We start from the raw sequence: 26640 nt of genomic DNA, 5'->3' as shown, positions 1-26640 counted from the left end.
ATGAGCGCATCGCATGTGCCGCCAGGCTACTGGTTGATCGAGGCGGGGCGGATGGCGCTTCTGGTGCACCGGCGGGGCCTGCTGGCCGCGCTGTCGACCAGCGTGGCCCTGCTGATCGCCAGCGCGCTGTTCCTGGCCTCCGGCAGCGCCGACCTGGCTCCGGCGGACGCCCTTGCCGCGGCGTTCGGCCTTGGCGACCCCATGGATGTGTTCCTGGTGCGCGAGCTGCGCCTGCAGCGGCTGGTGGCCGCCCTGGCGACGGGCGCGGCGCTCGGCGTCGGCGGCTGCCTGTTGCAGACGCTGGCGCGCAACCGCCTCGCGACGCCCGGCATCATCGGCATCGACGATGGCGCGACCGCATTCGCCGTGGCGTCCATCGTCGCCGTCTCGACGACGCTGGCCCCCTCGGCGCTGGCGCTGGTGGGGGCGAGCACCGCCGCGGCCCTGGCCTTCGGCCTGAGTGCCGGGGCCGGCGCCCGGGGCTACCGGTTCATCGTGATCGGTATCGCCGTGGGCGCGCTGTTCGGCGCGCTGACCAACCTGATGCTCGCCCGCGCCGACATGGACAGCGCCAACCTGGCCTTCGCCTGGACCGTCGGCAGCCTGTCCGCGCGCCCGGCCCAGAGCGTCTGGCTGCTGGTGGGCGGACTGCTGCTCTGCCTGCCGCTGGCCAAGTACCTCGGCGGCCAGCTCAGCCTGATGCGCTTTGCCGACGCGGTCGCCCTGGGTCTGGGCGTTCGCCTGCAGCGGATGCGGGTCTACACCCTGGTCATCACCGTGGTGCTCACGGCGCTGGCGGTTGCGGTCGTCGGGCCGGTCGGTCTGGTGGCCCTGGCGGCGCCGGAAATGGCGCGCTACCTGGCCGGCCACCAGGGCGTACCGACCTGGGGCGCCGCGCTGGCCGGCGCGCTGATGATGGTGCTGGCCGATCTGGTCGGCCGCACCGTGCTGTCACCGATCGAAGTGCCGGTGGGGGTGGTGACGGCGATCATCGGCGGCCCCTACCTGTTGTGGATTTTGCTGCGCCAGTCGCGCGGGAGAGGACTATGAGTCGTTCAGCTTCACCCCTGCTCACGGCGGCGGGCACCCGGGCCACCCTGGAAGCCCAGGGATTGGGGCTCGCCTATGGCGACCGGCAGATCGTCCGGGATCTCTCGCTGCGCATCCCCGAAGGGCAGGTGACGGCCATCGTCGGTCCCAACGGCTGCGGCAAGTCGACCCTGCTGGCCGGCCTGTCGCGCCTGCATGCGCCGACCCAGGGCGCGGTGCTGCTCAACGGCCAGCCGATCGACACGCAGCGCTCCCGTGACGTCGCCCGCCAGCTCGCCCTGCTGCCGCAGCAGGCCACCGCGCCCGAAGGCCTCACCGTCTACGAGCTGATCCAGTTCGGTCGCCAGCCGCACCAGGGGCTGCTGCGCCAGTGGTCGGCCCAGGACCATGCCATCGTCGAGGCGGCGATGGCGGCCGCCGACCTCAGCGAACTGGCCCACCGGCCGCTGGAATCGATGTCCGGCGGCCAGCGCCAGCGGGCCTGGATCGCCATGGCGATCGCCCAGGCGACGCCGCTGCTGCTGCTCGACGAACCCACCTCGGCGCTCGACCTGGGCCACCAGATCGAGGTGTTCGAGCTGATACGCGAACTCTCGGCGGCCGGCAAGACGGTGGTGATGGTGGTCCACGACCTGTCCAGCGCCTGCCGTTACGCCGACTACCTGGTGGCGATGAACGAGGGGCGCATCATCGCCGAAGGCCCGCCGCGGGACATCGTCACGCCCGCGCTGGTGGAGCAGCTCTACGGCGTGCGCTGCGTGCTGCTCGAAGACCCGCTCACCGGCACCCCGCTGATCGCCGGCGTGAGCAAGTGCTGACCGACGCCGACTGACCATTCCCTGCGCCGGGCCTAGCGGCCTTCGGGGACCGGCACGTCGTCGGGCAGCAGCTTTTGCGCCTTCAACGCCTGCCAGAACTCGGCCGGAATCGTTGCCTCGAACTGCTGCACGTACTGCGCCGGACGCTTCGGGTTGCTGGTGCCGGGGATCGCGGCCAGCACCGCCGGATGCGCCAGGCAGAACTGCAGGGCCGCGGCCCGCAGGTCGACGTCGAAGCGCTGGCAGACGGCTTCGATCTCGGCCGTCCTGCGGCGGATCTCCTCCGGCGCCTCGGCGTAGTCGTAGTTCTGCCCGCCGGCCAGCACGCCGGAGTTGAACGGCCCGCCGACGACGATGCCGACACCGCGTTCGACGCACCGTGGAAACAGCGTATCGAGCGCCTCGCGATGGTCCAGCAGGGAATAGCGGCCGGCCAGCAGGAAGACGTCCGGGTCGGATTGCTCCAGGGCCATGCGGCAGGGCTCGACCAGGTTCACGCCAAGGCCCCAGCCGCGGATCATGCCCTCCTCGCGCATCCGGGTCAGCGCCTTGGCCGCCCCCTTCATGGCCTGGTCGAAATACTCGGTCCACTGCGGGCCATGCTGGTCTTCGGACACGTCGTGGATGTAGACCACATCGATGCGATCGACGCCGAGCCGCTCCAGGCTCGCTTCGAGGGAGCGGCGCGCGCCGTCGGCGGAGTAGTCGAGGACGCGGTGATTGGGCAGCTCGTCGACGAATGGCGGTGCGTTGTCGGGCTTGTCGGCGGGCTGCAGCAGACGGCCGACCTTGGTGCTGAGCACGTAGTCGTCGCGGCGCTTGTCGGCCAGCAGTCGGCCGAAGCGCTGTTCGGAGAGGCCCGCGCCATAGTGCGGCGAGGTGTCGTAGTAGCGGATACCGGCCTCCCAGGCGGCCGCCAGCGTGGCGTCCGCGGTGGCTTCGTCGAGGGGCTTGAACATGTTGCCCAGCGGCGCGCCGCCGAAACCGAGGCGTGGAAGCGAGATACGCATAGGTCCTCCTGATTCGTCTGGGTGGTGCCGCCTGCGCGGCGTTCTTCATCCGAACAGGCACCCTGGCCGATCGTTCCGGGCGGTGGTCGGGTCGCGCCAGCGTTGGCAGCGCACTCGTCGATCGAGGCGATCGAAAACCGGAGCGTGCCTTTTGCGTTCGTTCGTGGTGCCATCTTCGCGGCGGATGCCTCGGCGTCCTGCCGCAAGCCATGCAGAGCAGAATCGACCCGGCACGGGTCTCATGGCTATGCGATCGGCCGCCGCCGGCCCTGCGTTTTTCCCTTCTCCGACTGCGCTAGGACTTCCATGGCAAACCTTTCGGACTACACCACCTTCCGCGCCGCCTGGCGGGCGCAAGCCCAGGCCCGCCCGCGACTCGCGCTGGGCTTTGGCGGCGTCGGGCTGATCGTCCTCGGGCTGCTCGCAGCGAGCCTCTACAACGCCTTCCAGGGGGACAACCAGTCGCACCTGGGCTACGCCCTGCTCGGCGGCAGTGCCGGGTTTGCCGCGACGGCCGTCGGCGCCCTGCTGGCGGTGGGCTTTCGCGAGATTTCCGGACGCACCCAGGACAGCATGCTCGGTTTCGCCGCCGGCATGATGCTGGCGGCCAGCTCGTTTTCGTTGATCCTGCCGGGCATGGAGGCCGCCGAGGCGATCTTCGGCAACGGGCCGGCCGCGGCGCTGACCGTGGTGGTCGGGCTCGGCCTGGGCGCCTTGCTGATGCTGGGCCTGGATTACTTCACCCCCCACGAGCACGAGAGCGTCGGCCGCTGCGGTCCGAACGCCGCCCGCATCAGCCGGGTATGGCTGTTCGTCCTGGCGATCACGCTGCACAACCTGCCCGAGGGCATGGCGATCGGCGTCAGCTTCGCCAGCGGCGACCTGAAGGTCGGCCTGCCGCTGACCACGGCGATTTCCATCCAGGACATTCCCGAGGGGCTGGCGGTGGCGCTGGCGTTGCGCACGACCGGGCTGTCGGCCTGGAAGTCGGCGCTGGTGGCCATGGCGTCGGGGCTGATGGAGCCGCTCGGGGCGCTGGTCGGGCTGGGCCTGTCGAGCGGGTTCGCCGTGGCCTACCCGATGAGCATGGGGCTGGCGGCGGGGGCGATGATCTTCGTGGTGTCCCACGAGGTGATCCCCGAAACCCACCGCAACGGCCACCAGACACCGGCGACCGTCGGCCTGATGGTGGGCTTCGGCGTGATGATGTTCCTCGACATGGCCCTCGGCTGAGCGGCGGGCCGGCGCGCTCAGTCGATCGCGAAGCGCCCGGTCACCTCGCCCAGCCGGTTGGCCAGGGTACGCAGGCTCTGGCTGTCATGGTCGAGGGAGCGGGCATCGGTGGAGTTGCGCTCGGCGACCTGCTGCACGCTGAGCAGGTGCTGGCTGACCTCGACGGAGACGCTGGCCTGCTGATGGGTCGCCGCGGCGATCAGGTCGTTCATCTGGCTGATCGAGGCGATCTGCGTGGCCATCGCCTCCAGCAGCGCCGTGGTCCGCTGGCTGTCCTCGACGCAACGGGCGACGCCCTGGCGGCTGTCCTGCATGGCGCTGGCGGCGCGGCGGCTGCCTTGCTGCAGGCGGCCGATGATGTCCTGGATCTCCAGCGTCGAGGCGGCCGTCTTCTGCGCCAGGTTGCGCACCTCGTCGGCGACCACCGCGAAGCCTCGGCCCTGGTCGCCGGCACGGGCGGCCTCGATCGCCGCATTGAGTGCCAGCAGGTTGGTCTGGTCGGCGATGGATCGGATCACCTCCAGGACCCGCCCGATCTCTTCGGACTGCCCGGCCAGGTCCTGCACCAGCGCATCGGTGCCGTCGATCCGCTCGGCGAGATGGGCGATCACGGTACGGGTTTCGCCGACCGCGCGGCGTCCTTCCTCGGCCTTGAGGGTGGCATCCCGGGCGGCCTGGGAGGCGCGTTCGGCGTTGCCGGCCACCTCGTCTATCGCTTCGCTCATCTGCTGCATCGCGCCGGCCATGTAGGCGGTCTCGTGCAGCTGGCGGGACGATCCTTCACGCAGCTGGCGGGTCGCCTCGCCCAGGTTGCTGGCGGTGCCGTCCAGGCCCCGCGTGTCGTGCAGCACCGCGCCGACCAGCTCACCGAGCTGGTCGAGGAAACGGTTGAAGCGGCTGGCCACCGGGCCGCTGACCTGGCTGCGGTGGCGCAGGTCGACCCGCTCGCCGCTCGCGGTCAGGCCCACCACGGCGCTCACCAGCGCCTCGCCTTCGCGGGCCTCGGCATGGCCGCGCAGCGCCAGGTAGATCAGGATCGTCGTTTCCAGCACCACGTAGAGCCCGTGCAGGAACACCGTGCCCCAGCTGCCGTGCTCCACCATGAACACCTGCGCGCCCTGCTGCTGCAGGGCGAAGAAGGTCAGGTGATGGACCGCGATGGTCGCTGCCGCCACCACGATCGGCAGCCAGTCACGGTAATAGACCAGGAAGGCGAGCAGGGCGAAGATGCCGAAGTGGACTTCCAGCAGGCCGTGGGCCTGATTGATGTGCAGCGCCGACATGACCATGAAGGCGGCGCCGATCATGCAGCGCAGCAGGCGCTGGCCCGGGATGAGCTGGTAGAGGACGGTCATCGAGACGGCGGTGCCGCCGCCGATGACCACGGCCTGGACCCAGTGGCCATGGAAGGCGCCCAGTCCGAGGGAGCAGGCGAAGAGCAGCCAGAGGACGCCGATCATGATGCGGTCGGCTTGGCGGTAGTGGCTTTGCAGCGTGAGTTCGGTACTGCTCATGGTGTGTCTCGCAGTGTAGGAGCGGCGCATCCCTGGCCATAGGTAGGTTCGTGCGTTGTTACCTGGTATGCCTGCACGGCCGGGGATCCCCCTGGATCCCCGGTCGGCCCCTCCCCCGAAGGTGGCCCCGGATGCCTGACGGTGCCGTCGCCATGCGGTTGCGACGGCCCCTTCGCCTAAGCGCCCGGGACATTCAGCGTATCGGCCGTTCGCGACAGGTTCTTGAAGGCCGACAGGACTCTTTCTCGGCTTTGGGCCAGGTCGACGATGGGCGGTAGGTAAGGCGTCTTGAAGAGGCCCGCGCGGGCGACGGGGTCGTGGATGGCGCGGTCATCGAGGCCCGCCAGCTCCGGCAGCCAATGACGCAGAAAGCGCCCCTGCGGGTCGAAGCCGGGCGCGAACAGCTGATCCAGGTGCCGGCGCAGCGGCACGTCCGAGGGTTGCAACGCGGCGGCCACGGCCTGGTCGCGGCGCTGTTCGTTGACGCCGTATTCCTCGTTGACATGGATGGCGCGCAGCGCATGCCGGCGGCACAGCGCTGCCAGCAGCGCCGGCACCTCGTCCCAACGATCCAGCGTGCGCACCAGCAAGGGCACGTTGAGCCGTTCCAGCTCGCGCTTCACGGCGCTCAGGTTGCGCAGCCAGAAGTCGACCTTGCAGGGGGCGTCGTCATGGCTTCGCCACTGGCCCGGCGTGATCAGGTAGAGCGCCACGGTGGGGCCGGCGGCCATGGCCGCGCTGAGCGCGGTGTTGTCGCTCACGCGCAGGTCGGTGCGCAGCCAGTAGAGCTGGGTCATGTTGGCGCGCTCGGCCGCTGCCCGGACGTCGCCGCCGGGGATATCGGGAAGGTCATGTCAGATGGCGTTACGCAGGCTGAGTCGTTCCGGGTGCGGTTGCAGGTAGGCCTGACGTGCGAGGTAGCCGTCCGGGTGCCGGCGCAGGTGGTGCTTGAGCAGCGTCAACGGCACCACCAGCGGCACGATGCCTTCGCGGTACTGGCTGATCAGGTGCTGCATTTCCTGTTTTTCGTCCGCGCTCAGGGCGCGCTTGAGATAGCCGGCCATGTGCTGCAGCACGTTGCTGTGGGTGCCGCGGGTGGCGGTCTTCTTCAGGGCCGCCATCAGCTGGCTGAAGTAGTGCGCGCCGACCTCGCGCAGGGGTTGCCCGCCGAGGTTCGACAGGCGCTGGCCGAGCGCGCGGTACTGCTGCGGATCGTGGGCCATCAGCTGGTACTTGTAGCGCGCGTGGTAATCCATGAGCGCCTTGGCCGTCAGCTCGCCGGCCAGCAGGCGCTGCCATTCGGCATAGGCGAATACCCGGGTCAGGAAGTTTTCCCGCAGCACCGGGTCATTGAGCCTGCCCTCTTCTTCCACTGGCAGATCCGGGCGGGCTTCGAGCAGTTCACGGGCGAAGATGCCGGTGCCGCCGCGCCCGCTGGGGTGGCCCTCGTGGCGGTAGACCTTGACCCGCTCCATGCCGCAGGACGGGGATTTCTGCATCAGGATGTAGCCGCAGATGTCGCCCAGTTCGCGCGCCATGCGCCGGCCATGGGCGGCAAGGGCATCGGTGACGTCCCGCGCGCGGTCCACCGTGCCGACCGCGCGTGGATCGGCCGGGTCTCCGACCAGACGGATCGGCTCGCGCGGCGTGCCCAGGCCGATCGCGACTTCCGGGCACACCGGAACGAAGTCGAAGTGCTCGGCCAGTGTCTGGCTGCACAGGCGCGACTCCTTGTGCCCGCCGTTGTAGCGCACCGGATTGCCCAGCAGGCAGGCGCTGATGCCGATGCGGATCCTGCGCGCGTCGGGGATGGGCATGGCGGACCTCTCGTACATAAATCTGTACATCAAATAAAAACTGTACAACTTAGACAATCATAGAACGGATCTTGTACAAGTCAAAGCGGCTGTACAGGAGGCGCCGGGCGAGCCCTGTATGACCGATCACCTTCCTAACCCAACGGCGCAGCGTTCCTGAAGCGGTACGGCGCATGGCCTGCGCAGCAGGAACGAGAAGCCGGCAGCCCCGGTGAGTCGCTGGAAGTTGTACAGTGTCGTGCTATCCGTACAGAGACGTGGCGCCGATGGGCGCGTTCCGCCTGACGAGGAGGTCGCCATGCACCTATTGCTGACTGGAGGTACCGGGCTCATTGGCCGGGCGCTTTGCGCGCACTGGCAGGCCCAGGGGCATCGCCTGACCGTCTGGAGTCGCCGCCCCGAAGAGGTTGCTCGGCGCTGCGGGACCCAGGTACGGGGCATTGGCCAGCTGCAGGCGCTCGACAGCGAGCCGCTCGACGCCGTGGTCAACCTGGCCGGCGCTCCGATTGCCGACCGGCCCTGGACCGAAAAGCGACGCCAGCTGCTCTGGCAGAGTCGCGTCACGCTCAGCGATACGCTGGTGGACTGGCTCGCCACGCGCGAGCAGCGCCCCGCGGTGCTGATCTCGGGCTCGGCGGTGGGCTGGTATGGCGATGGCGGCGATCTGCAGCTGACCGAGCAGGCCCAGCCGCTGACCGACGACTTCGCCAGCCGCCTGTGCCGGGCCTGGGAAGACTCGGCGAGCCGTGCCGAGGCCTTCGGGATACGGGTGGTTCGGGTGCGCACCGGCCTCGTCCTGGCCCGCGAGGGCGGTTTCCTGCAGCGCTTGCTGCCGCCCTTTCGCCTGGGCCTTGGCGGTCGGCTGGGCAACGGGCAGCAATGGATGCCCTGGATTCACCTGCATGACCAGGTCGCGCTGATCGATTTTTTGCTGCACCACCCGCAGGCCCGCGGCCCGTTCAACGCCTGCGCGCCACAGCCGGTGCGCAACCAGACCTTCACCCGCAGCCTGGCGACGCAGCTGCGACGTCCCGCCGTCTTCGCGGTTCCGGCGTTTGCCCTCAAGCTGGCGCTGGGCGAGCTGTCCGGGTTGCTGCTCGGCGGGCAGCGGGCGGTGCCGGCGCGCCTGCAGGCCGAGGGGTTCGGCTTTCGCTTCGAGACGCTGGACCAGGCGCTGGCGGATCTGCTGCGGTGAGGTAACCGGCGCCCGGTGTTTTTTTCGACGACAAGGATCTTTCCATTCATGGCAACGCAGGCGTTATTGCTGGTCAACCTCGGGTCTCCGGCGTCCACCGAGGTGGCCGATGTGCGGCGCTACCTGAACCAGTTTCTGATGGACCCTCACGTGGTCGACCTGCCCTGGCCGCTGCGCCGGCTGCTGGTCTCGCTGATCCTGGTCAGGCGCCCGGCCCAGTCGGCCCATGCCTACGCCTCGATCTGGTGGCCCGAAGGTTCGCCGCTGATCGCGCTGAGCCGGCAGCTGCAGGAGGCGGTGGCGCCTCACTGGACCCAAGGGCCGGTGGAGCTGGCGATGCGCTATGGCGAGCCGTCGATCGAGCGCGCCCTGCTGCGCCTGGCCGGGCAGGGCATCACCCGGGTGACCTTCGCCCCGCTGTATCCGCAGTTCGCCGACAGCACCACCACGACGGCGATCGAGGAGGCCCGGCGGGTCATCGCCGCGCATCGGCTTGAGCTGCAGCTGTCGGTCCTGCAGCCGTTCTACGACGAGCCCGAATACCTCGAGGCCCTGGTCGAGAGCGCCAGGCCCTACCTGGAGGAGGGCTTCGATCACCTGCTGCTGAGCTTCCACGGCTTGCCCGAGCGCCATCTGCACAAGCGCGACCCGCGCGGCGACCACTGCCTCAAGGGTGCCGACTGCTGCCAGCGGGCCGAAGGCGACGTGCTCGCCAGCTGCTACCGTGCGCAGTGCTTCCGGTCCGCCGAGGGGTTCGCCGAACGGGCGGGACTCAGGCCGGAGCAATGGTCGATGGCATTCCAGTCACGCCTGGGCCGCGCCAAATGGATCGAGCCCTACACCGAGGCGCGGCTGGACGCGCTGGCCCAGCAGGGCGTGCGCAAGCTGCTGGTGATGTGCCCTGCGTTCGTCGCCGATTGCATCGAGACGCTGGAGGAGATCGGTGAACGCGGCAGGGAACAGTTCATCGCCGCCGGCGGGGAAGACCTGCAGCTGGTGCCCTGCCTGAACGGCCATCCCGACTGGGTCCGGGCGCTGGTGACGCTGTGCCGCCGCGCGCCCGTGCAGCTGTGAGCGGCCGACGCTCCCGGCCGGTGGACGGGCGGTCGTTCTGCCTGTCCGGGTGCGAACGGCCCTCGGTAACCTTGCGTTACAATCGGCCGCTTTCGAATGCGTGGGCTTGAGCTGCCATGACCGAATTCGCCGGTAATCCTTCACCCGCTTCGGCAGGGCTCGGACAGGAAGAACTGTTCCCCATCCGCGAAGTATCGCGGGTCACCGGGGTCAATCCGGTCACCCTGCGCGCCTGGGAACGGCGCTATGGGCTGATCCAGCCGACGCGCACCGAGAGCGGTCACCGGCTCTATTCCCAGGCCGATATCGAGACGGTGCAGAGCGTCCTCGCCTGGATCGAGCGTGGCGTCTCGGTGAGCAAGGTCGGCAAGATCCTGGCGCGCGGACAGGGCGTCCCGTCGGCGCAGCGCCAGGCACGCCCGGAGGAGGTCGCCAGCGGCGAGTGGGCCGAATGGCAGGCGCAGCTGGCGCGCGCCGTGGCCGGTTTCGACGAGATGCGGCTCGAGCAGGTCTACGGCCAGGTGTTCTCGACCTATCCCGCGTCGGTGGCCTTCGAGCAGATCCTGATGCCGGTCTGGCAGGGTCTTGTGCAGCGCCCGGATGACTTCGGGCGCACCAGCGAATGGCTGTTCCTCGACGCCTTCCTGCGCGCGCGGGTGCTGCAACGGTTGCAGCTGGCGCGCAGCCAGGCACCGCAGCGGGTGCTGCTGGCGGCGATTCCCGGCCAGTGCCGTGAGCTGGAACTGCTGGTCGCCGGCCTGCTTCTTTCAGCGGGGGAGGTGGCGGTCAGCGTGCTGGCGCTCGGGCAGCCGCTCGAAGAGCTGACCCTGGTCTGTGAAAAGATGCAGCCCCAGGCGCTGGTGCTGTTCTCCAACCACCTGCTGGGCAACGAGTCGCTGCGCCAGCTGAACCGGCTGGCGCTGGGCCTCAGCTGCCCGCTGGCGATCGCCGGCGAAGCCGCGGAGCTCGCCGAACAGGAGCTCGGCGGCAGTCCGATCGCCCGTCTGGGCCAGTCCGGCCGGTTGATGCAGCGGCGTCTGCAGCAGTTCCTCGGCGGCCACCTGGATACTTGAGGTCAGCCTTTGGCGGCGAGCGCTTCCTTGAGTCGCGCCACTTCCGCTTCGAGCTCACGCACCCGTTCGAGCGCGTCCATGTGCGCACTGACGTCCTTCTGGATGCCGATGAAGTAGGTCAGCTGATCGGCTTCGTTGAATGCCGGGGTGATCGACAGCTCGTTCCAGAAGAAGGAGCCGTCCTTGCGGTAGTTGCGCAGGACCTGCCGGCACGGCTGGCGGTTGCGCAACGCCTCGCGGATCGCCGCCAGACCGACCTGGGCGCGGTCCCCCGCCTGCAGAAAGCGGCAATCCTGATAGAGGATGTCCTCGACGCCATAGCCGGTGAGCCGTTCGAAGGCCGGGTTGGCGTAGATCAGGATGTTGTCGTCGCCCTCTTGTTCGGCGACGACGATGCCGTCGTTGGAGGCATCGATCACCAGTTGCAGCAGTTTGGCGTTGATCATCGTCGGGGTTCCGGAGGGCGGTCCTGCATTCTAGAACATCCAGGGCGCCCGCCTGCGCTGCGCCTTCAGGCGGCGGGCGAGCGCTGCAGCTGGATCTGCGCTGGCTGGCGGCTCGGCTCCAGTACGATGGCGATGGCCTTGGAGGTCGGCGTATGGCTGTCTTCCCCGACGCTTTGCAGCGGCACCAGCGGGTTGGTTTCCGGGTAGTAGGCGGCGGCCTGGCCGGGCGGCGTGTCGTAGGCCAGCAGGGTGAATCCCTCCACGCGGCGCTCGCGGCCGTCGTCCCACAGCGAGACCAGGTCGACCTGTTGCCCGGCCGCCAGACCCAGTCGGGCGATGTCCTGCGGATTGACGAAGACCACCCGGCGCATGCCGCGCACGCCGCGGTAGCGGTCGTCGAGCCCATAGAGCGTGGTGTTGTACTGATCGTGGGAGCGCAGCGTCTGCAGCGTGAGGTCCGGTGCGCGGCCGCTGGCGCGAACCTGCGCGGGCAACAGGTCCTGCGGCAGGGCGCAGGCCGAAAAGCACGCGCGCCCGCTCGGGGTGGCCCAGCGGCGCTCGGCGGCGCTGTTGCCCAGGTAGAACCCGCCGGGCTGGCCCAGGCGTTCGTTGAAGTCGGCGAAGCCGGGGAGGGTCGCGGCGATCAGGCTGCGGATGCGTCCGTAGTCCTCGACCAGGTGCAGCCAATCGACGGGGTGCGCACCGAGGGTTGCCGCGGCGATCCCGGCGACGATGGCCGGCTCCGAGCGCATCTGCGGCGACAGCGGTTCGAGCTGGCCGAAGGAGGCATGCACCATGCTGAACGAGTCCTCGACCGTGACCGCCTGCGGCCCGCAGGCCTGGCGGTCGATGTCGGTGCGCCCCAGGCACGGCAGGATCAGCGCTTCCCGGCCGCAGAGCAGGTGGCTGCGGTTGAGCTTGGTGCTGATCTGCACCGTGAGTTCGCAGCGCGTGAGCGCCTGGTGGGTCAGCTGCGAATCCGGCGTCGCCTGGGCGAAGTTGCCACCCAGGCCGATGAACACGCGGGCATCGCCCCGGTGCATCGCGGCGATGGCCTCGACGGTGTTGTGGCCCTGCCCGCGCGGTACGGCGAAGCCGAACTGGCGCTCCAGCGCGTCGAGCAGCGCCGCCGGCGGGCGCTCGTTGATGCCCATGGTCCGGTCGCCCTGCACGTTGCTGTGGCCGCGTACCGGGCAGGCGCCGGCGCCCGGCTTGCCGATGTTGCCGCGCAGCAGCAGGAGGTTGGCGATCTCGCGTATGGTCGCCACCGAGTGGCGGTGCTGGGTGATGCCCATCGCCCAGCAGATGATGCTGCGCTCGGCGTGGCGGTAATGCCGCGCCGCCTGCTCGATCTCGCCCAGGGCGAGCCCCGATTGCGCCTCGATCTGCGCCCAGGGCGTGGCGTCCACTTCGACGAGATAGGCCAGCAGCCCTTCGGTGTGCTCGGCGATGAAGGCCTGGTCGAACACCGTCCCGGGGGCTTCGCGCTCCCACTGAAGAAGGAGCTTGGCCATGCCGCGCAGCGCCGCCATGTCGCCGCCCAGGCGGGGCCGGAAATAGGCGCTGGTGATCGGCGCGTCCCGGTTGCCAAGCATCTCCAGCGGCTTCTGCGGGTGCTGGAAGCGTTCCAGGCCGCGTTCGCGCAGCGGATTGAAGCAGACGACCTGGGCGCCGCGGGCTACCGCCTCGCGCAGCGGTTCGAGCATCCGCGGGTGGTTGGTGCCGGGATTCTGCCCGAGCACGAAGATCGCATCGGCGTGCTCGAAATCCCCGAAGGTCACCGTGCCCTTGCCGACCCCGATGCTCTGGCCGAGGGCGACGCCGCTGGCTTCGTGGCACATGTTCGAGCAGTCGGGGAAATTGTTGGTACCGAAGGCGCGGCCGAACAGCTGATAGAGGAAGGCCGCCTCGTTGCTCGCGCGGCCGGAGGTATAGAACTCGGCCTGGTCCGGACGTTCGAGGGCCTTGAGGTGGCGCGCGACCAGGGCGAAGGCCTCGTCCCAGCCGATCGGCAGGTAACGGTCGCTGGCGCGGTCGTAGCGCATCGGTTCGGTCAGGCGCCCCTGGTATTCGAGCCAGTAGTCGCTCTGCGCGGCGAGCTGGCTGACGCTGTAGCGCGCGAAGAAGGCGGCGTCGACCCGGCGTCGGGTGGCTTCCCAGTTCACCGCCTTGGCGCCGTTCTCGCAGAATTTCACCCTCTGCCCCTCGGGCGACTCGCCCCAGGCGCAGCCCGGGCAGTCGAAGCCGCCATGCTGGTTGGTCTTGAGCAGGGTGCGGATGTTCTTCAGCGCGTTGTCGCTGCCGAGCCAGGCGCGGGTGACGCTGCGCAGGGCGCCCCAGCCGCCGGCGGCGCCGGTATAGGGACGGTAGCGGGCTTCTGATCGGGGAGGGAGGGGCATGATGACGACCTCGGCTGCACGCAGGGCGGGTCGCGCTGGCGTCGAGGCGACCTCTATGTCCTCAGCCTAGGGCGCCGCTGCGGCGCGCGTCCAATCGCCCGTACCGATGCGTTGATCGACCCTGTCGATCAACGAGTGCCGCTTGATCAGCCGAGGGCCTGGGTCTGCAGCAGCGCGCCGGCCTCGGCGAAGCAGGCTTCGGCCAGTGCCGAGCGGGGCGCCGCGCGGCGCAGGATCAGCCCCAGGGGTGCCAGCGTGCGGGCCTCGGCGATGGGCGTCAGGGTCAGGTGTTCGGCCAGCGCGTCGAGGCCGCTGTCGAGCGGCATGATCGAACAGCAGAGCCCGAGGCTGACCGCCTGCAGAAGATGGTGGACCGCGTCGGTCTGTACACGCGGCTGCAGCGCCAGCCCGCGGCTGCGCAGCGCATGGTCGATGGACTGGCGAAAGTGCATGCCGCTGGTGAGCAGGCCGAGCGGCAGGCCGGCGAGCTGTTCCCAGGTCAGCGACGCGTCGGCGAAGGCGAAGTGGCGACGGTCGTGCAGCAGCCCCATGCGCGCATGGCCCAGCGGCAGCGCACTGAAATGCGCGGGATCGAGGCGGTCCAGGTAGGAAAGCCCGAGGTCCAGCGCGTTGCGCGCCAGGCGTTCGAGGATCTCCTCGCTGCTCAGCGCCACGAGCTGGAAGCGCAGCTCCGGGTGCGCCTCGGCGAACTGCTGCACCAGGCGCAGCGGATCGAAGCCGGCCAGCGGCACCACCCCCAGGCGCAAGGTGCCCACCAGTTGTCCACGGCAGGCCGCCGCTTCGGCGAGCAGCCCCTCTTGTGCCGCGAGTAGCGTGCGCGCCCAGGCCAGGATGCGCTCGCCCTCGGCGGTGAACCCCTCGAAGCGTTGTCCGCGCCGTACCAGCTGCAGGCCCAGCTCTTCTTCCAGGCTGCGCAGCCGCATCGACAGGGTCGGCTGGGTCACGTGGCAGCGCTGGGCCGCCTCGCGGAAGTGGCGGGTTTCGTCGAGGGCGATGAGGAACCGCAGTTGCTTGATGTCCATCGGTGCGCTGGCCGCTGCTGTGTCGGTCACCAGCCTACTGCGAATGGTCGCGACACGCCTGTCCGGAACGGTCGCCGTCGGTGCCGGCGGCTTGTCGGCGGGCCTGTCGCATGCCGGTTTGCCGGCGTCTGGAAGGCCCGGCTGGCAACGTCTGGAGCCTTGTCGGGCAGGGGACCGAACTTATGGTAAAAATTTTCATCGAACGGGGGGTTACCCCCGCTGTCAGCGGTCATCCGACTGGATAAGATACGCCCCGCTGACTAAGGACCAGGGCCGGTCTCGAGACCCGCTACTCGGTCGATCCGCCGGATGCAGTGAGCCTGGCGGCAACAAGAACAAATCGTTTTCTTCGTATCGATGCTGTCTGGCCAACCTGGCTTCAATCCGGGGTCCGGTCGAGCGTCGGATTCCCGCGCGAACCTAAGGGGCAAGATGTGTTAGTGAAAAGGGTGTCGATGTCAGCAAAACCGCGCAACAGGATGGCCGTCTGGCTGTTGTCCTGCCTGTTGGCCAGTGTGGCGACCAGCGCCTGGGCGTTCAGCCTGGACGACGTCGCGGTCAAGGCGAAGGAACTGGCCGGCCGCCCCTACGTGGCGCCGCAAAGCAATTTGCCCGCCGTGTTCCGCGAAATGAAATTTGCCGATTATCAGCAGATCCGCTTCCGCACCGAGAAAGGCCGCTGGGCCGACGAGAAAAATCCCTTCCAGCTGTTCTTCTATCACCAGGGCATGCACTTCGACGTGCCGGTGAAGATCCACGAGATCACCGCCACGGGCGTCAAGGAGATCGACTACTCGCCGGACTACTTCGATTTCGGCAGCCTGCAGCTCGATCCCGCTTCGCTCGAGCACCTGGGCTTTGCAGGCTTCAAGGTCATGTATCCGCTCAACGAGCCCGACAAGCGCGACGACGAGCTGATGACCCTGCTGGGCGCCAGCTACTTCCGCGTGATCGGCAAGGGACAGGTCTATGGCCTGTCGGCACGGGGGCTCGCGATCGACACCGCGCTGCCGTCGGGCGAGGAATTTCCGCGCTTCAGCGAGTTCTGGGTCGAGCATCCGGCGCCGGATCGCCGCAACCTGGTGATCTACGCCCTGCTCGATTCGCCGCGCGCCACTGGCGCCTATCGCATGGTGGTCACGCCCGGCAAGGACAGCACCCTCGATGTCCAGGCCAAGGTCTTCCTGCGCGAGAACGTCGCCAAGCTCGGTATCGCCCCGCTGACCAGCATGTACCTGTTCGGCCCGAACCAGCCGAGCGCCCAGCCGAACTTCCGCCCGGCGATCCACGATTCCAACGGCCTGGCCATTCACGCCGGCAACGACGAGCGCATCTGGCGCCCGCTGAACAACCCCAGGCGCCTGGCGGTGAGCACCTTCGCGGTCGAGAACCCGCGCGGGTTCGGCCTGATGCAGCGCGGCCACGAATTCAGCCAGTACGAAGACCTCGACGACCGTTACGACCTGCGCCCGAGCGGCTGGGTGGAAACCCGCGGCGACTGGGGCAAGGGCCGGGTCGAGCTGGTGGAGATCCCGACGCCGGACGAGACCAACGACAACATCGTCGCCTTCTGGACGCCCGATGAGCTGCCCGAGCGGGGTCAGCCGCTGGAGCTGGGCTATCGGCTGCACTTCACCATGGACGAACCGGCGCTGCACGATCCGCAGCTCGCCTGGGTCAAGCAGACGCGCCTGTCGGTGGGCGACATCAAGCAGCCGAACCTGATCCGCCAGCCCGACGGCACCACGGCCTACATCGTCGATTTCGAAGGCCCGGTGCTGGCGAACCTGCCCGCCGACACGCCGGTGACCGCGCAGGTCAGCGTCAACCCCAACGGCGAGCTGGTGGAAAACAGCGTCCGCTACAACCCGGTGACCGAGGGCTGGCGCCTGACCCTGCGCTTGAGGATCAAGGACCCGGCACAGCCGGTCGAACTCCGCGCCGCGCTGGTGCAGGACGACAAGCCGCTGTCGGAAACCTGGAGCTACCAGATACCCGTCCATGACTAGTCCTGTCGAGCCGGATAAGGCGCGTCTCTACCTCGACCAGATCGCCCTGGAGGACGATGAGCGCCAGGCGCTGGCCAACCGGGTCGCCGCCGAGGGCGGCGACCTGCAGGCGCTGCACCGTGCGCTGGCGGGCGCCGGGACGCCTTCCGGCGGCAGCGCCGACGACGCCGTGCTCGGCTCGACCGCCGCGCGTCTGCAGGCCGACTGGGGCGAGGCGCTGGATCAGGGCCAGCTGCTGATGACCGACCACCAGGGACGCGTCTGCATCAGGAGCACGCCCCCCATCGTGCGTTCGCCGATGGTGCCCGATCCCTGGCAGACCAACCCGCTGGTGCGCGGCTGGCGCAAGCTGTTCGGCCGCCAGCGGCCCGAGGAAAAACCCGCAGGCGAAGCCGACGCGAAGGCGCATTGGCGCACCGTCGCGGCGTTCCGGCGTTTCGTCCTGGTGGCGCTGATGCTCACCCAGACCGGTGTCGCGACCTGGTACATGAAGGCCGTGCTGCCCTACCAGGGCTGGGCGCTGATGGACCTGAACCTGGACGAGATCCGCCAGCAGGGTGTCCTGGCGACCATCACCCAGGTGCTGCCCTATGCGGTGCAGACCAGCATCCTGCTGCTCTTCGCGCTGCTGTTCTGCTGGGTATCGGTGGGCTTCTGGACCGCGCTGATGGGCTTTCTGCAGCTGCTGCGCGGGCGCGATCGATACAGCATCTCGGCCAATACCGTCGGCGACGAGCCCATCGACCCCCGGGCGCGCACCGCGCTGGTGATGCCCATCGCCAACGAAGACGTGGCGCGGGTGTTCGCCGGTCTGCGGGCGACCTACGAGTCGCTGGCGGCCACCGGCCAGCTCGAGCATTTCGACGTGTTCGTGCTCAGCGACAGCAACGATCCGGACAAGTGCGTCGCCGAGCAGAAGGCCTGGCTGGACCTGTGCCGCGAGGTAAAAGGGTTCGGGCACATCTTCTATCGGCGCCGCCGCCGCCGGGTCAAGCGCAAGAGCGGCAACATCGACGACTTCTGCCGCCGCTGGGGCGCCGACTACCGCTACATGGTGGTGCTCGACGCCGACAGCGTGATGAGCGGCGAATGCCTGACCCGCCTGGTGCAGCTGATGGAGGCCAACCCGAACGCCGGGATCATCCAGACCGCCCCCAAGGCTTCGGGCATGGACACGCTCTATGCACGCATGCAGCAGTTCGCCACCCGGGTCTACGGTCCGCTGTTCACCGCGGGCCTGCATTACTGGCAACTCGGCGAGTCCCATTACTGGGGCCACAACGCGATCATCCGGGTCAAACCCTTCATCGAGCACTGCGCCCTGGCGCCGCTGCCTGGCACAGGTTCCTTCGCCGGCGCGATCCTCTCCCACGACTTCGTCGAAGCCGCGCTGATGCGCCGTGCCGGCTGGGGCGTGTGGATCGCCTACGACCTGCCGGGCAGCTACGAGGAACTGCCGCCGAACCTGCTCGACGAGCTCAAGCGCGATCGCCGCTGGTGCCACGGCAACCTGATGAACTTCCGCCTGTTCCTGGTCAAGGGCATGCATCCGGTGCACCGCGCGGTGTTTCTCACCGGGGTGATGTCCTACCTGTCGGCGCCGCTGTGGTTCCTCTTCCTGATCCTCTCCACCGCGCTGCTGGCGATCCACACGCTGATGGAGCCGCAGTATTTCTTCCAGCCGGGTCAGCTGTTCCCGGTGTGGCCGCGCTGGAATCCGCAACAGGCCATCGCGCTGTTCTCCACCACCCTGACGCTGCTGTTCCTTCCCAAGCTGCTCAGCGTGGTGCTGATCTGGGCCAAGGGCGCGCGGGAATACGGCGGCGGAATCCGCCTGCTGCTCTCGATGCTGCTCGAAACCCTGTTCTCGGTGCTGCTCGCGCCGGTACGGATGCTCTTCCACACGGTCTTCGTCACCGCGGCCTTCCTGGGCTGGTCGGTGCAGTGGAATTCGCCCAAGCGCGACGACGATGCGACGCCCTGGAGCGAGGCGCTGGCCCGTCACGGCTGGCAGATGCTGCTGGGCGTGGTCTGGACGGCCGGCGTCGCCTGGCTCGACCCGCTGTTCCTCTGGTGGCTGGCGCCCATCGTGGTGTCGCTGCTGCTCTCGGCGCCGGTCTCGGTGTTCTCCAGCCGTACCCGACCCGGGCTTTCCAGCCGGCGCGCCAAGCTGTTCCTGATTCCGGAGGAATACGCACCGCCACGCGAGCTCGAGGCGACCGATCGTTACCTGCAGCTGAACAACCGCAACGCGCTGAGCCATGGCTTCCTGCGTGCGGCGGTCGAGCCACGGATCAACGCCCTGGCCAGCGCGATGGCGCGCGGACGCCATGGCAAGTCGGTCGCGGCGGCCGAAGCGCTGCGTGTGCAGCGTCTGGACAGGGTGCTGGCGGCAGGGCCGAACGGCGCCGACGAGGCACGCTGGAAGCTGCTCGACGATCCCCAGGGCCTGGCGCGGCTGCATTATCTGGTCTGGAGCGACGACCGCCACCGGCCCTGGCGCGACGCCTATTTCGCCCTGGCCCGGACGCCGCGGGCGCACGTCGAGGATCAGGTCGGCGCCATGCCCCTAGGCCTGGCCAACCCGCCGGGTTGATCCAGCATCGAGCGCGGCCGAGCGCCTTTGGGGGAGCGGGCCGCGCGGCGATGCATTCGTCGCCGCGAGCGGTGTTCCAACAGCTTCGCGGTCAAGACTGGGCGGTCCCCGACCGCCCCACGGAGTACCGCCCCGATCGTCATGGCGGGAAAAGACATATCCCCAGAGGGAGCGGTCTTGTCTGCGATCCCGCGGCAGCGCAAAGGATGCGCATGCGCTACGCGGAACGACGCGGTCACAGTGCCTCGAGTTCCTCGAGCGTCACCACCCGGGCCACGGTGTCGAGCAGGCGGATCGAGTCGCGGTGGTCGGCCTCGCTGGCGGCGGCGCAGGCCTGCTCCAGGATCAGCACCTCGTAGTCGCGGTCATGGGCATCGCGGGCCGCGCTCTGGATCGCCATCGCCGTGCTGACACCGGCCAGCACCACCCGCTCGATCCGCCGCGCGCGCAAGGCCGGGTCCAGCCCGGTGCCGTAGAAGGCGTTGACCCTCGGCTTGACGATGACCATGTCGGCCAGGTCCGCATCGAGTTCGGGATGGAAGGCCATGCCGGCGCTGCCCGCCTCGAGCAGGCCCGCCTCACGGGCCTTGCCGAACAGCCGGGAATGGGCGGGGTGGTTGGGATAACCCCGTTCGAAACCGACCTTCACCAATACGCTAAGCCAGCCTTTGCGTCGGGCCATCGCCAGGGCTCGGTTGGCGTTGTCGATGACGTTCCGCTCTCGCACCTGCTCGGCGGCCGCTGCCATCTTGCCGTCCGGGTGGGTGATTTCGACGATGTAGTCCAGGCCGATGAATGCCGTGCTCATGGGGTCTCCTGTGCCGGGGGGCGCCACGTCGGGGCGCCTGTTCAGCATTGGATGCTTCGCGCGGGGATGATTCCCCGGCGCGGCGACATCTCGTCGGGCAGCGCCGATAACGCTTGTATTCGCTGATCCATGGATTTAATAATCAATCTCATTCGCATGAGCTTGTCGGTGCAGGCTCTGCACAGGTAACGCATCCATCCACTGCGCGCCATGCGTCCAGGAGATCGATCATGCAGCACTGGAAACGCACCATCGAGCTGGCCAACCACTATTTCGCCCAGGGCGACTACGTCGACGCCCGCGAGCATTACCTGCAGGCGCTGGCCCTGGCCCAGGTGCTGTTCGATCGCTGGCCCGATCCGGACGAGGCGGTGGCCGCCTATGTGATCTCCCACCACAACCTGGCTGACGTCCACCTGCGCCTGGAGCAGCCCGAGGAAAGCGCCGAGTACCTGTGCGCCATCCATGAGCGACTGCTCGAGAGCCTCGTCGACGAGCGCCTGTCACCGGCGCTGCGTCAGGCCGTGCTTCGCCACAGCGGGCACAGCTACCGCGAGCTGCTGGGTTTCGTCGCGCGCCACGGTCATTACCCACGGACCCTGCGTCTGCTCAAGGGCAGCCGCCACCCGCTGGCGCAACTGCTGCAACGCCAGGCGCTGATGCAGAACGGTCCCTTTCACGGAGTCCACTGACATGCCCCATACCTTGCCTGCTTTGCCCTATGCCTACGATGCGCTGGAGCCGCACATCGACGCGCAGACCATGGAGATCCACCACACCAAGCACCACCAGACCTACATCAACAACCTCAACGCCGCCCTGGAGGGCAGCGAGTGGGTCGACGTGCCCATCGAGCAGCTGCTGACGATGCTCGATCGGCTGCCCGAGTCGTTGCACACGGCGGTGATCAACCAGGGTGGCGGCCATGCCAACCATTCGTTGTTCTGGACCGTCATGGCGGTCAACCCGCCTGCGGCGCCCGAGGGCGAGCTGGCCGAGGCGATCGATCGGCAGCTCGGCGGTTTCGAAGCGTTCAAGGAAGCCTTCACCAAGGCGGCGGTGTCGCGTTTCGGCAGCGGCTGGGCGTGGCTGAGCGTGACGCCGGAAAAGACGCTGGTGGTGGAGAGCACCGGCAACCAGGACAGCCCGCTGATGCACGGCAATACGCCGATCCTCGGGCTGGACGTCTGGGAGCACGCCTACTATCTGCGCTATCAGAACCGGCGTCCGGAATACATCGGCGCCTTCTACAAGGTGATCAATTGGCCCGAGGTACAACGCCGTTACCAGGCGGCGATGGCCTGAATGACGCAGGCGTCTTCATCCTGCCACGGATAGGCACCGACCCGCCGGACGCCGGCCGACGCCCTCGGCTGCGCCCGGCGCGGCTCGTTCGTTGCGCGCTGGGCGTACTGCTGACCCTCGGCGGCGGCGTCCTGTTGGTCGTCGAAGTCATCGACTGGCTGGGACGCTAGCCTCGCTTACAGCAGCTGCGGCAGCGCCAGCGCAGCGGCGATCAGCACCACGGCACCTGCCAGCACCGCGGGCCAGCGCCGGCTGACCGAGCGGGTCGCCACGCTGGGCTCGGCGTTTCTCGGCGTGGCCGCCCGTAGCGGATTGGGCGTGTGTGGGCGCCGCGGCGCCTTCGGTTTCTCGGGTTTTTCCGCTTGCTCGGGTTTGGGCAGCTCGACCGCCTGCACGAAGACCGTCGCGTCTTCGTCGATCGCCTGCGGCACCTGCACCTTGGGCCCGATCACCAGCAGGGTGACCGAGCCGAGCTGGATCTGGTCGCCCGGTTGCAGCACCGCGGTGGTCACCTTCTGCTGGTTGACCAATATGCCGTTGGCCGATGCCAGGTCCTTGACCTCCAGCACGTCGCCCTTGAGGTAGAACTCGGCGTGTCGCCGCGACAGCTCCGGGTCGCTGAAGCAGAGCTCGCACTTCACCGAGCGGCCGAAGGTCATCGAGCCGATCACGTGATACTTGTGGCCCTGGTTCTCGCCCTGGATCACCTGCAGCAGCCAGCGCGGCGCCGGGCCGGTCTTCGAGGCGGCCTTGGCCGGATCGATGAAGTCCAGTGCCACACCGCCCAGGCGCACGCGGTCACCGGAGCGGATCTGGAAGCGGGCGCCGATCTTTTCGTCGTTGACGTAGGTGCCGCTCTGCGAACCGATGTCGGTGAGGTAATAGAAGCCGTGTTCCTGGCGTATCTCGGCGTGGAACGGGCCGACCTCAGGGTCGTCGATCACCAGGTCGTTGCGGCTGTCCTGGCCGATGGTGAAGCGTTCGTCGGCGAGCCAGACGGGGCCCTGACGGTTGTCCACGAAATGAATCTTGAGCATGACTGACGTCTACCTCGGCGGTATCGCTGCAAAAAGGGTTCAGTTGAAAAGGTTGTTCCACAGGCGCTTCACCGGATTCGGCGCGGGCTCGGCGGCGCGGGTCGCGGTGCGTGGCGCATTCGGCCGGGAGGCGGAGCGCGGCGCGGCGGCTGGCGTGCGGGTCTCGGCGACGCGCTGCAGGTGGCGGTCTCGCAGCGCCAGCAGGCGGGGATCGTCCGGTGCGGTCTCCAGGCCCTGCAGGATGTACTCGTTGGCCAGCGCATGTTCGCGCCGTGCGTAGGCGCCCTCGGCCAGACCGATGTAACGCCGCACCACCTCGGCCAGCCCGGCCAGTGCGATGGGGTTGTCGGGCGACCAGCCCAGCACCTTGCGGTAGTAATGGACGGCGCTGTCGTCCTCGGGCAGCAGCAGGCGCTCCTCGGACAGGCGCTGGGCAGCCAGCGCCAGGTCCTGCTCGATGCGCGCTTCGAGCACCCGGGCCAGGCCCTGCTGCGCCTGGGCATTGTCCGCATCGAGCAGCAGCGCCTGGCGGAAATAATGGTCGGCATTGTCCTGCGGCGGGGACAGCAGCCGGCCTTCGGCCAGCCTGGTCTCGCCATGGCCCAGCAGCTCGGCGATGCGGGCGTGCTTGTGCCACTGGTAGCCGCCGAGCCCTGCGAGGGTCGCGAGCACCAGGCCGAGCGCGACGACGGACAGGCGCCGGGCAGCGGAGCGCCGCACCGGCGCCGTCGGGGGAACTTTCACGGCGGGGGCGATGCGGGTCAGGTCCTGGTCCGCATCGCTCAGCGCCTCGATCGCGGCCAGCAACTCGCGGCAATCGGCGAAGCGCGCCTCTGGCGCCTTGGCCAGCATGCGCTGCAGCAGCGGCTGCAGGCTGGCGAGCGCGGCGGGCAGCGTCGGGGCGGGCATCTGCACATGGTTGAGCACGGTCTGGGTGTAGCTGTTGCCGCGGTAGGGATTGTTGCCGGTGAGCATCTCCAGCAGGATCACCCCGAGGCTGTAGATGTCACTGCGGGCGTCGAGCGGTTCGCAACGGGCCTGCTCCGGGCTGCTGTAGGCCGGGCTGCCGACGGCGATGCCGTACTGGGTCAGCTCGTTGTCCAGTTCCAGGTCCTTGGCCACGCCGAAATCGGTGATCACCACGCTGCCGTCTTCGCGGAAGAGGATGTTGGCCGGCTTGATGTCCCGGTGCACCAGGCCCTTTTCGTGCACGACCGCAAGGCCCGCGGCCACCTGGCGAATGATCTCGAGCGCCTGTTGCGGCGCGAACACCTCGCCCTTGTGTCGAGCCAGGTCACCACCGGCGACGTATTCCATCGCCAGGTAATGGCGGCCATCGTCGAGCTGGCCGATGTCATGGATGGTGATGATCGCCGGATGGCGCAGCGAGGCGACGATGTGCCCTTCGCGAATGAAGCGCTGCGCGAAGGCCTGGTCCTGCGCGTCGAGCAGCACCTTGACCGCGACCTCGCGGTGCAGCGAAAGCTGGGTGGCGAGATAGACCTCGGCCATCCCGCCCTTGCCGAGCCTGCCGTGTACGCGGTAGCCGGTGATTTCTAGCATCCGTTCGGTCATGACTGAACTCGGTCCGTTACGGCTTGAGGGGTTTGAGCAGCTTGTCGAGCAAGCGCATGGGGCGGGACTCGCTCGGCGGCGACGGCATGGCGAGCACGATGCAGGAAATGTTGTCCCGCCCGCCGGCGTCGTTGGCGCTGCGAACCAGCTGCACCACCATGTCCTCCAGGCTGGCGGCGGCGAGACATTGCTCGTGGATCTGGGCGTCGGTGAGCTCCCCGCTCAGCCCGTCGCTGCACAGCAACAGCACCTCGTCCGGCTGCAGCGTGCCGCTGATTTCGCCGACCTCCAGGGATTCCTCGCGCCCCAGGCACTGGAAGATGACGTTGCGCCGGGGATGATGGCGGGCGGCGTCGGCGTCGAGCTGGCCGGCATCGATCATCGCCTGCACCCAGCTGTGGTCACGGCTGAGCGGCTCGATGGCGTCTGCGCTTACCCGGTAGGCGCGGCTGTCGCCGACCCAGGCGATCCGGTACAGGGCGCCGTCGAACTGGGCCGCCACCAGCGTGGTGCCCATGCCTTCGCCATCGGCGGCCTGCAGGATGGCCTGATTGGCGGTGTGGATCGCTTCCTCGAGCCCTTCCCCCTGCGCCACTTCCTCCTGCAGGGTCTGCAACGCCAGGGCGCTGGCGACCTCGCCGCGCTGGTGCCCGCCCATGCCGTCCGCGATCGCCCACAGCCCCAGCTCCGGGCAATCGAGCAGGGCGTCTTCGTTGTGGTCGCGGACACGGCCAGGCGAGCTCAGTGCTGCGCAGTCGAGCATCGTGTGGACTGGGGTACGGAGCATGCGGGTCAGTTCCTTCTTCGAGCGCCGTCCGTCGGCATGCGGGCTAAAAGCCAATCATGCGGGCGCTTGGTGATCCTGTCATCGCCAAGCGCCAGTTGAGGCTGCGAACTGTTAACTCGTCGAGCCCTTTGTTCCTCCCGTTGCGTTACCGCGGCAGAGGCGATGGGGTGTCACGCGATGAGCGTACCCTGGACCAGCGTCAGGCTGTGGCCGCCGATCCAGGGCGTCTGTTCGACATAGCGTACGGACACCTGGCCGTTGCGCCTGAGCGCCGTGCCCTGTCGTACGCGGTAGCCCTCCTGGGTACCCGGGTCGGGAAAGCCCTGGCTTTGCAGGACCCGGGCGAGGCAGGCGTTGGCGCTCCCGGTGACCGGGTCCTCGGACAGCCTGCCCTGCTCGGCGAGCAGCGCCCTCAATTCATAGGTGCTGGATTCGCCCTGCGCGCTGGGTCCGTAGAGCGCGACGCCCGCGACGTTGCAGCGCGCGGTCAGCTCGCTCAGCCGGGCGGGATCGGCCCGCACAGCCAGGCAGGCGTCGGCCGAGTCGATCCGCACCACCAGCCAGCGGATGCCCATGTCCACCACCATGCTGGGGAGCCGGGCGCTCAGCTGATCCGTACCGAGAGCCAGGGCAAGCTCGCCGCGAATGGCTTCGTCGAGCGGCAGCAACGCTGCCTGTGGCGCGGCGAAGGACAGCGAATCGTCGGGCATGCGCGCCACCTCGACCAGCCCGACGCCGCATTCCTGCACCCACCGGTCCGTCGTCTTGGGCAGTACGCCCGCTTCGAGCAGCGCATGGCAGGTTCCGAGCGTGGGGTGCCCGGCGAAGGGAAATTCGGTGTCCGGCGAAAAGATGCGCACCCGGTAATCGGCCTGCGGGTCGCTCGGAGGAAGCACGAAAGTGGTTTCCGCCAGGTTCGTCCAGCGGGCGATGGCCTGCATCTGTTCGCCATCGAGCCCCTCGGCGTCGAGGATCACCGCCAGGGGATTGCCCAGGTAGGGTTGGCGGGTGAACACGTCGACCTGTCTGAAGCGGCGCTTTCGCATGGGCTCTCCTGCGTGTGGTGGGCGGTTGTGATCGGGCATGGCGCGTCAGCGCTCGTAGAGTTCCAGCGGCAAGCCGTCCGGATCGGCGAAGAAGGTGAAGCGCCGCCCCGTGAGCGGATCGAGGCGCACCGCTTCGGTTTCTATCCCGCGGGCATCGAGCAGCGCCAGGGTCGCGTCGAGATCGTCCACGGCAAAGGCCAGATGCCGCAGCCCCTGAGCCTCGGGCCGGGAAGGCCGCGGTGGCGCACCGGGGAAGCTGAACAACTCGAGCTGGGCGTCGCCCACCTTCAGGTCCAGCTTCCAGGAGTCGCGCTCGGCACGGTAGGTTTCGGCGATGACCTCAAGACCCAGCAACTCGGTATAGAAGTGCCTGGAGCGTGGGTAGTCCGAACAGATCAGCGCCACGTGATGGAGAGCGTTGAGGCACGGCATGGTTCGTCTGCCTGGTCCTTCGATTGGGGCGGGCCGCGGCGGGGCCGCGGTTGCGTCCTCCCTATAGTAGAGGAACGGAAGGCCTGTCTGGCTGGCGCCACCTAGACAGGCCGGCGAAACGGCACGCGTCTTTTTTCCAAAAGGGCGTTGACACCATTTTTGAAGCCTGTATTATTCGCCTCCTCGCTGCAGCGGCCACCGGCTCGCTAAAGCGGTAAGCTGTTGAAATGAAAAGAGATTTTCGAAAAACAGCTTGACAGTAAGAAAGGCTGCTGTAGAATGCGCGGCCTCGGTTGAGACGAAAGACTTGATCGAAACGCTCTTTAACAACTGAATCAAGCAATTCGTGTGGGTGCTTGTGAGGTAAGACTGA

Annotated in this window: 23 protein-coding genes and 1 pseudogene; 10 read left to right on the top strand and 14 right to left on the bottom strand. The window is 68.3% G+C overall.

The annotated features are described in order from the left end of the window. Positions 1–1050, top strand: coding sequence for a FecCD family ABC transporter permease (locus DN824_RS15775; protein ID WP_138409363.1), 1050 nt, complete (start codon positions 1–3; stop codon positions 1048–1050). After that, entirely contained in the window at positions 1047–1868 is an 822-nt protein-coding gene (locus DN824_RS15770; RefSeq protein ID WP_138409362.1) for an ABC transporter ATP-binding protein, read from the top strand. Before DN824_RS15775 ends, DN824_RS15770 begins: the two co-directional genes overlap by 4 nt. 32 nt (positions 1869–1900) lie before the next feature. Here DN824_RS15770 and DN824_RS15765 read toward each other — a convergent pair whose 3' ends face one another. After that, on the bottom strand, positions 1901–2878 hold the full coding sequence (locus DN824_RS15765) for an aldo/keto reductase (RefSeq protein ID WP_138409361.1): 978 nt from the start codon (positions 2876–2878) through the stop codon (positions 1901–1903). Between the two features lie 306 nt (positions 2879–3184). On the opposite strand from DN824_RS15765, the gene DN824_RS15760 reads away from it, so the two are divergent. After that, on the top strand, positions 3185–4111 hold the full coding sequence (locus DN824_RS15760; RefSeq protein ID WP_138409360.1) for a ZIP family metal transporter: 927 nt from the start codon (positions 3185–3187) through the stop codon (positions 4109–4111). 17 nt (positions 4112–4128) lie between these two features. Here DN824_RS15760 and DN824_RS15755 read toward each other — a convergent pair whose 3' ends face one another. The 3 genes from DN824_RS15755 to DN824_RS15745 form a co-directional block, all read right to left on the bottom strand. Beyond that, complete coding sequence (locus DN824_RS15755; RefSeq protein WP_138409359.1) at positions 4129–5625, bottom strand: methyl-accepting chemotaxis protein; 1497 nt, start codon at positions 5623–5625, stop codon at positions 4129–4131. Positions 5626–5801: 176 nt separating this feature from the next. Then, positions 5802–6422: a deoxyribodipyrimidine photo-lyase gene (locus tag DN824_RS15750; protein WP_138409358.1), complete on the bottom strand. Its 621-nt coding sequence runs from the start codon at positions 6420–6422 to the stop codon at positions 5802–5804. 57 nt (positions 6423–6479) lie between these two features. After that, entirely contained in the window at positions 6480–7442 is a 963-nt protein-coding gene (locus tag DN824_RS15745) for a YbgA family protein (RefSeq protein ID WP_174236529.1), read from the bottom strand. Between the two features lie 298 nt (positions 7443–7740). Between DN824_RS15745 and DN824_RS15740 the strand changes: the two genes are divergently transcribed. The 3 genes from DN824_RS15740 (at position 7741) to DN824_RS15730 (ending at position 10784) form a co-directional block, all read left to right on the top strand. After that, entirely contained in the window at positions 7741–8637 is an 897-nt protein-coding gene (locus DN824_RS15740) for a TIGR01777 family oxidoreductase (protein ID WP_138409356.1), read from the top strand. A gap of 48 nt (positions 8638–8685) precedes the next feature. Continuing rightward, on the top strand, positions 8686–9711 hold the full coding sequence (hemH, locus tag DN824_RS15735) for a ferrochelatase (RefSeq protein WP_138409355.1): 1026 nt from the start codon (positions 8686–8688) through the stop codon (positions 9709–9711). Between the two features lie 116 nt (positions 9712–9827). Then, complete coding sequence (locus DN824_RS15730) at positions 9828–10784, top strand: MerR family transcriptional regulator (protein ID WP_138409354.1); 957 nt, start codon at positions 9828–9830, stop codon at positions 10782–10784. A gap of 2 nt (positions 10785–10786) precedes the next feature. Here the strand turns inward: DN824_RS15730 and DN824_RS15725 are convergent, their stop codons facing one another. From DN824_RS15725 to DN824_RS15715, 3 genes are all read right to left on the bottom strand, one after another. Then, positions 10787–11230, bottom strand: coding sequence for a PAS domain-containing protein (locus DN824_RS15725; protein WP_138409353.1), 444 nt, complete (start codon positions 11228–11230; stop codon positions 10787–10789). A gap of 65 nt (positions 11231–11295) precedes the next feature. After that, entirely contained in the window at positions 11296–13629 is a 2334-nt protein-coding gene (locus DN824_RS15720) for an FdhF/YdeP family oxidoreductase (RefSeq protein ID WP_138409352.1), read from the bottom strand. A 146-nt stretch (positions 13630–13775) separates the two neighbouring features. Next, complete coding sequence (locus DN824_RS15715; RefSeq protein WP_138409404.1) at positions 13776–14672, bottom strand: LysR family transcriptional regulator; 897 nt, start codon at positions 14670–14672, stop codon at positions 13776–13778. A 479-nt stretch (positions 14673–15151) separates the two neighbouring features. On the opposite strand from DN824_RS15715, the gene DN824_RS15710 reads away from it, so the two are divergent. After that, the gene (locus DN824_RS15710; RefSeq protein WP_138409403.1) at positions 15152–16681 is read left to right on the top strand and encodes a glucan biosynthesis protein G; all 1530 of its coding nucleotides are present in this window, start codon (positions 15152–15154) and stop codon (positions 16679–16681) included. Beyond that, positions 16674–19277: a glucans biosynthesis glucosyltransferase MdoH gene (mdoH, locus tag DN824_RS15705; RefSeq protein WP_138409351.1), complete on the top strand. Its 2604-nt coding sequence runs from the start codon at positions 16674–16676 to the stop codon at positions 19275–19277. Before DN824_RS15710 ends, mdoH begins: the two co-directional genes overlap by 8 nt. 235 nt (positions 19278–19512) lie before the next feature. Here mdoH and DN824_RS15700 read toward each other — a convergent pair whose 3' ends face one another. After that, positions 19513–20085 carry a cysteine hydrolase family protein gene (locus DN824_RS15700; protein ID WP_138409350.1) on the bottom strand — a complete coding sequence of 191 codons (573 nt, stop codon included), beginning with the start codon at positions 20083–20085 and terminating at the stop codon, positions 19513–19515. 230 nt (positions 20086–20315) lie between these two features. Here DN824_RS15700 and DN824_RS15695 point away from each other — a divergent pair, with 230 nt between their 5' ends. Together DN824_RS15695 and DN824_RS15690 are read left to right on the top strand one after the other, a co-directional pair. Then, on the top strand, positions 20316–20777 hold the full coding sequence (locus DN824_RS15695; protein WP_138409349.1) for a tetratricopeptide repeat protein: 462 nt from the start codon (positions 20316–20318) through the stop codon (positions 20775–20777). Between the two features lies 1 nt (position 20778). Continuing rightward, the gene (locus DN824_RS15690; protein WP_138409348.1) at positions 20779–21390 is read left to right on the top strand and encodes a superoxide dismutase; all 612 of its coding nucleotides are present in this window, start codon (positions 20779–20781) and stop codon (positions 21388–21390) included. Between the two features lie 176 nt (positions 21391–21566). Here DN824_RS15690 and DN824_RS15680 read toward each other — a convergent pair whose 3' ends face one another. The 6 genes and pseudogenes from DN824_RS15680 to DN824_RS22640 form a co-directional block, all read right to left on the bottom strand. Next, positions 21567–22427, bottom strand: a complete 861-nt coding sequence (locus DN824_RS15680; protein WP_138409346.1) for an FHA domain-containing protein — start codon at positions 22425–22427, stop codon at positions 21567–21569. A gap of 39 nt (positions 22428–22466) precedes the next feature. Beyond that, positions 22467–24002 carry a serine/threonine-protein kinase gene (locus tag DN824_RS15675; RefSeq protein WP_138409345.1) on the bottom strand — a complete coding sequence of 512 codons (1536 nt, stop codon included), beginning with the start codon at positions 24000–24002 and terminating at the stop codon, positions 22467–22469. A 16-nt stretch (positions 24003–24018) separates the two neighbouring features. Continuing rightward, the gene (locus tag DN824_RS15670; RefSeq protein WP_138409344.1) at positions 24019–24789 is read right to left on the bottom strand and encodes a PP2C family protein-serine/threonine phosphatase; all 771 of its coding nucleotides are present in this window, start codon (positions 24787–24789) and stop codon (positions 24019–24021) included. A gap of 170 nt (positions 24790–24959) precedes the next feature. Next, positions 24960–25835 carry a PhzF family phenazine biosynthesis protein gene (locus tag DN824_RS15665; RefSeq protein WP_138409343.1) on the bottom strand — a complete coding sequence of 292 codons (876 nt, stop codon included), beginning with the start codon at positions 25833–25835 and terminating at the stop codon, positions 24960–24962. Between the two features lie 45 nt (positions 25836–25880). After that, positions 25881–26267 (bottom strand): SMU1112c/YaeR family gloxylase I-like metalloprotein, encoded by a 387-nt coding sequence (gene gloA2, locus DN824_RS15660; protein WP_138409342.1) that lies wholly within the window; start codon positions 26265–26267, stop codon positions 25881–25883. Positions 26268–26438: 171 nt separating this feature from the next. Next, positions 26439–26640, bottom strand: a pseudogene (locus DN824_RS22640) (hypothetical protein); the annotation flags it as partial.

The sequence above is a fragment of the Stutzerimonas nosocomialis genome (genome assembly GCF_005876855.1).
Classification (GTDB): domain Bacteria; phylum Pseudomonadota; class Gammaproteobacteria; order Pseudomonadales; family Pseudomonadaceae; genus Stutzerimonas; species Stutzerimonas nosocomialis.
This window is presented reverse-complemented; position numbering and strand designations above follow the sequence as displayed.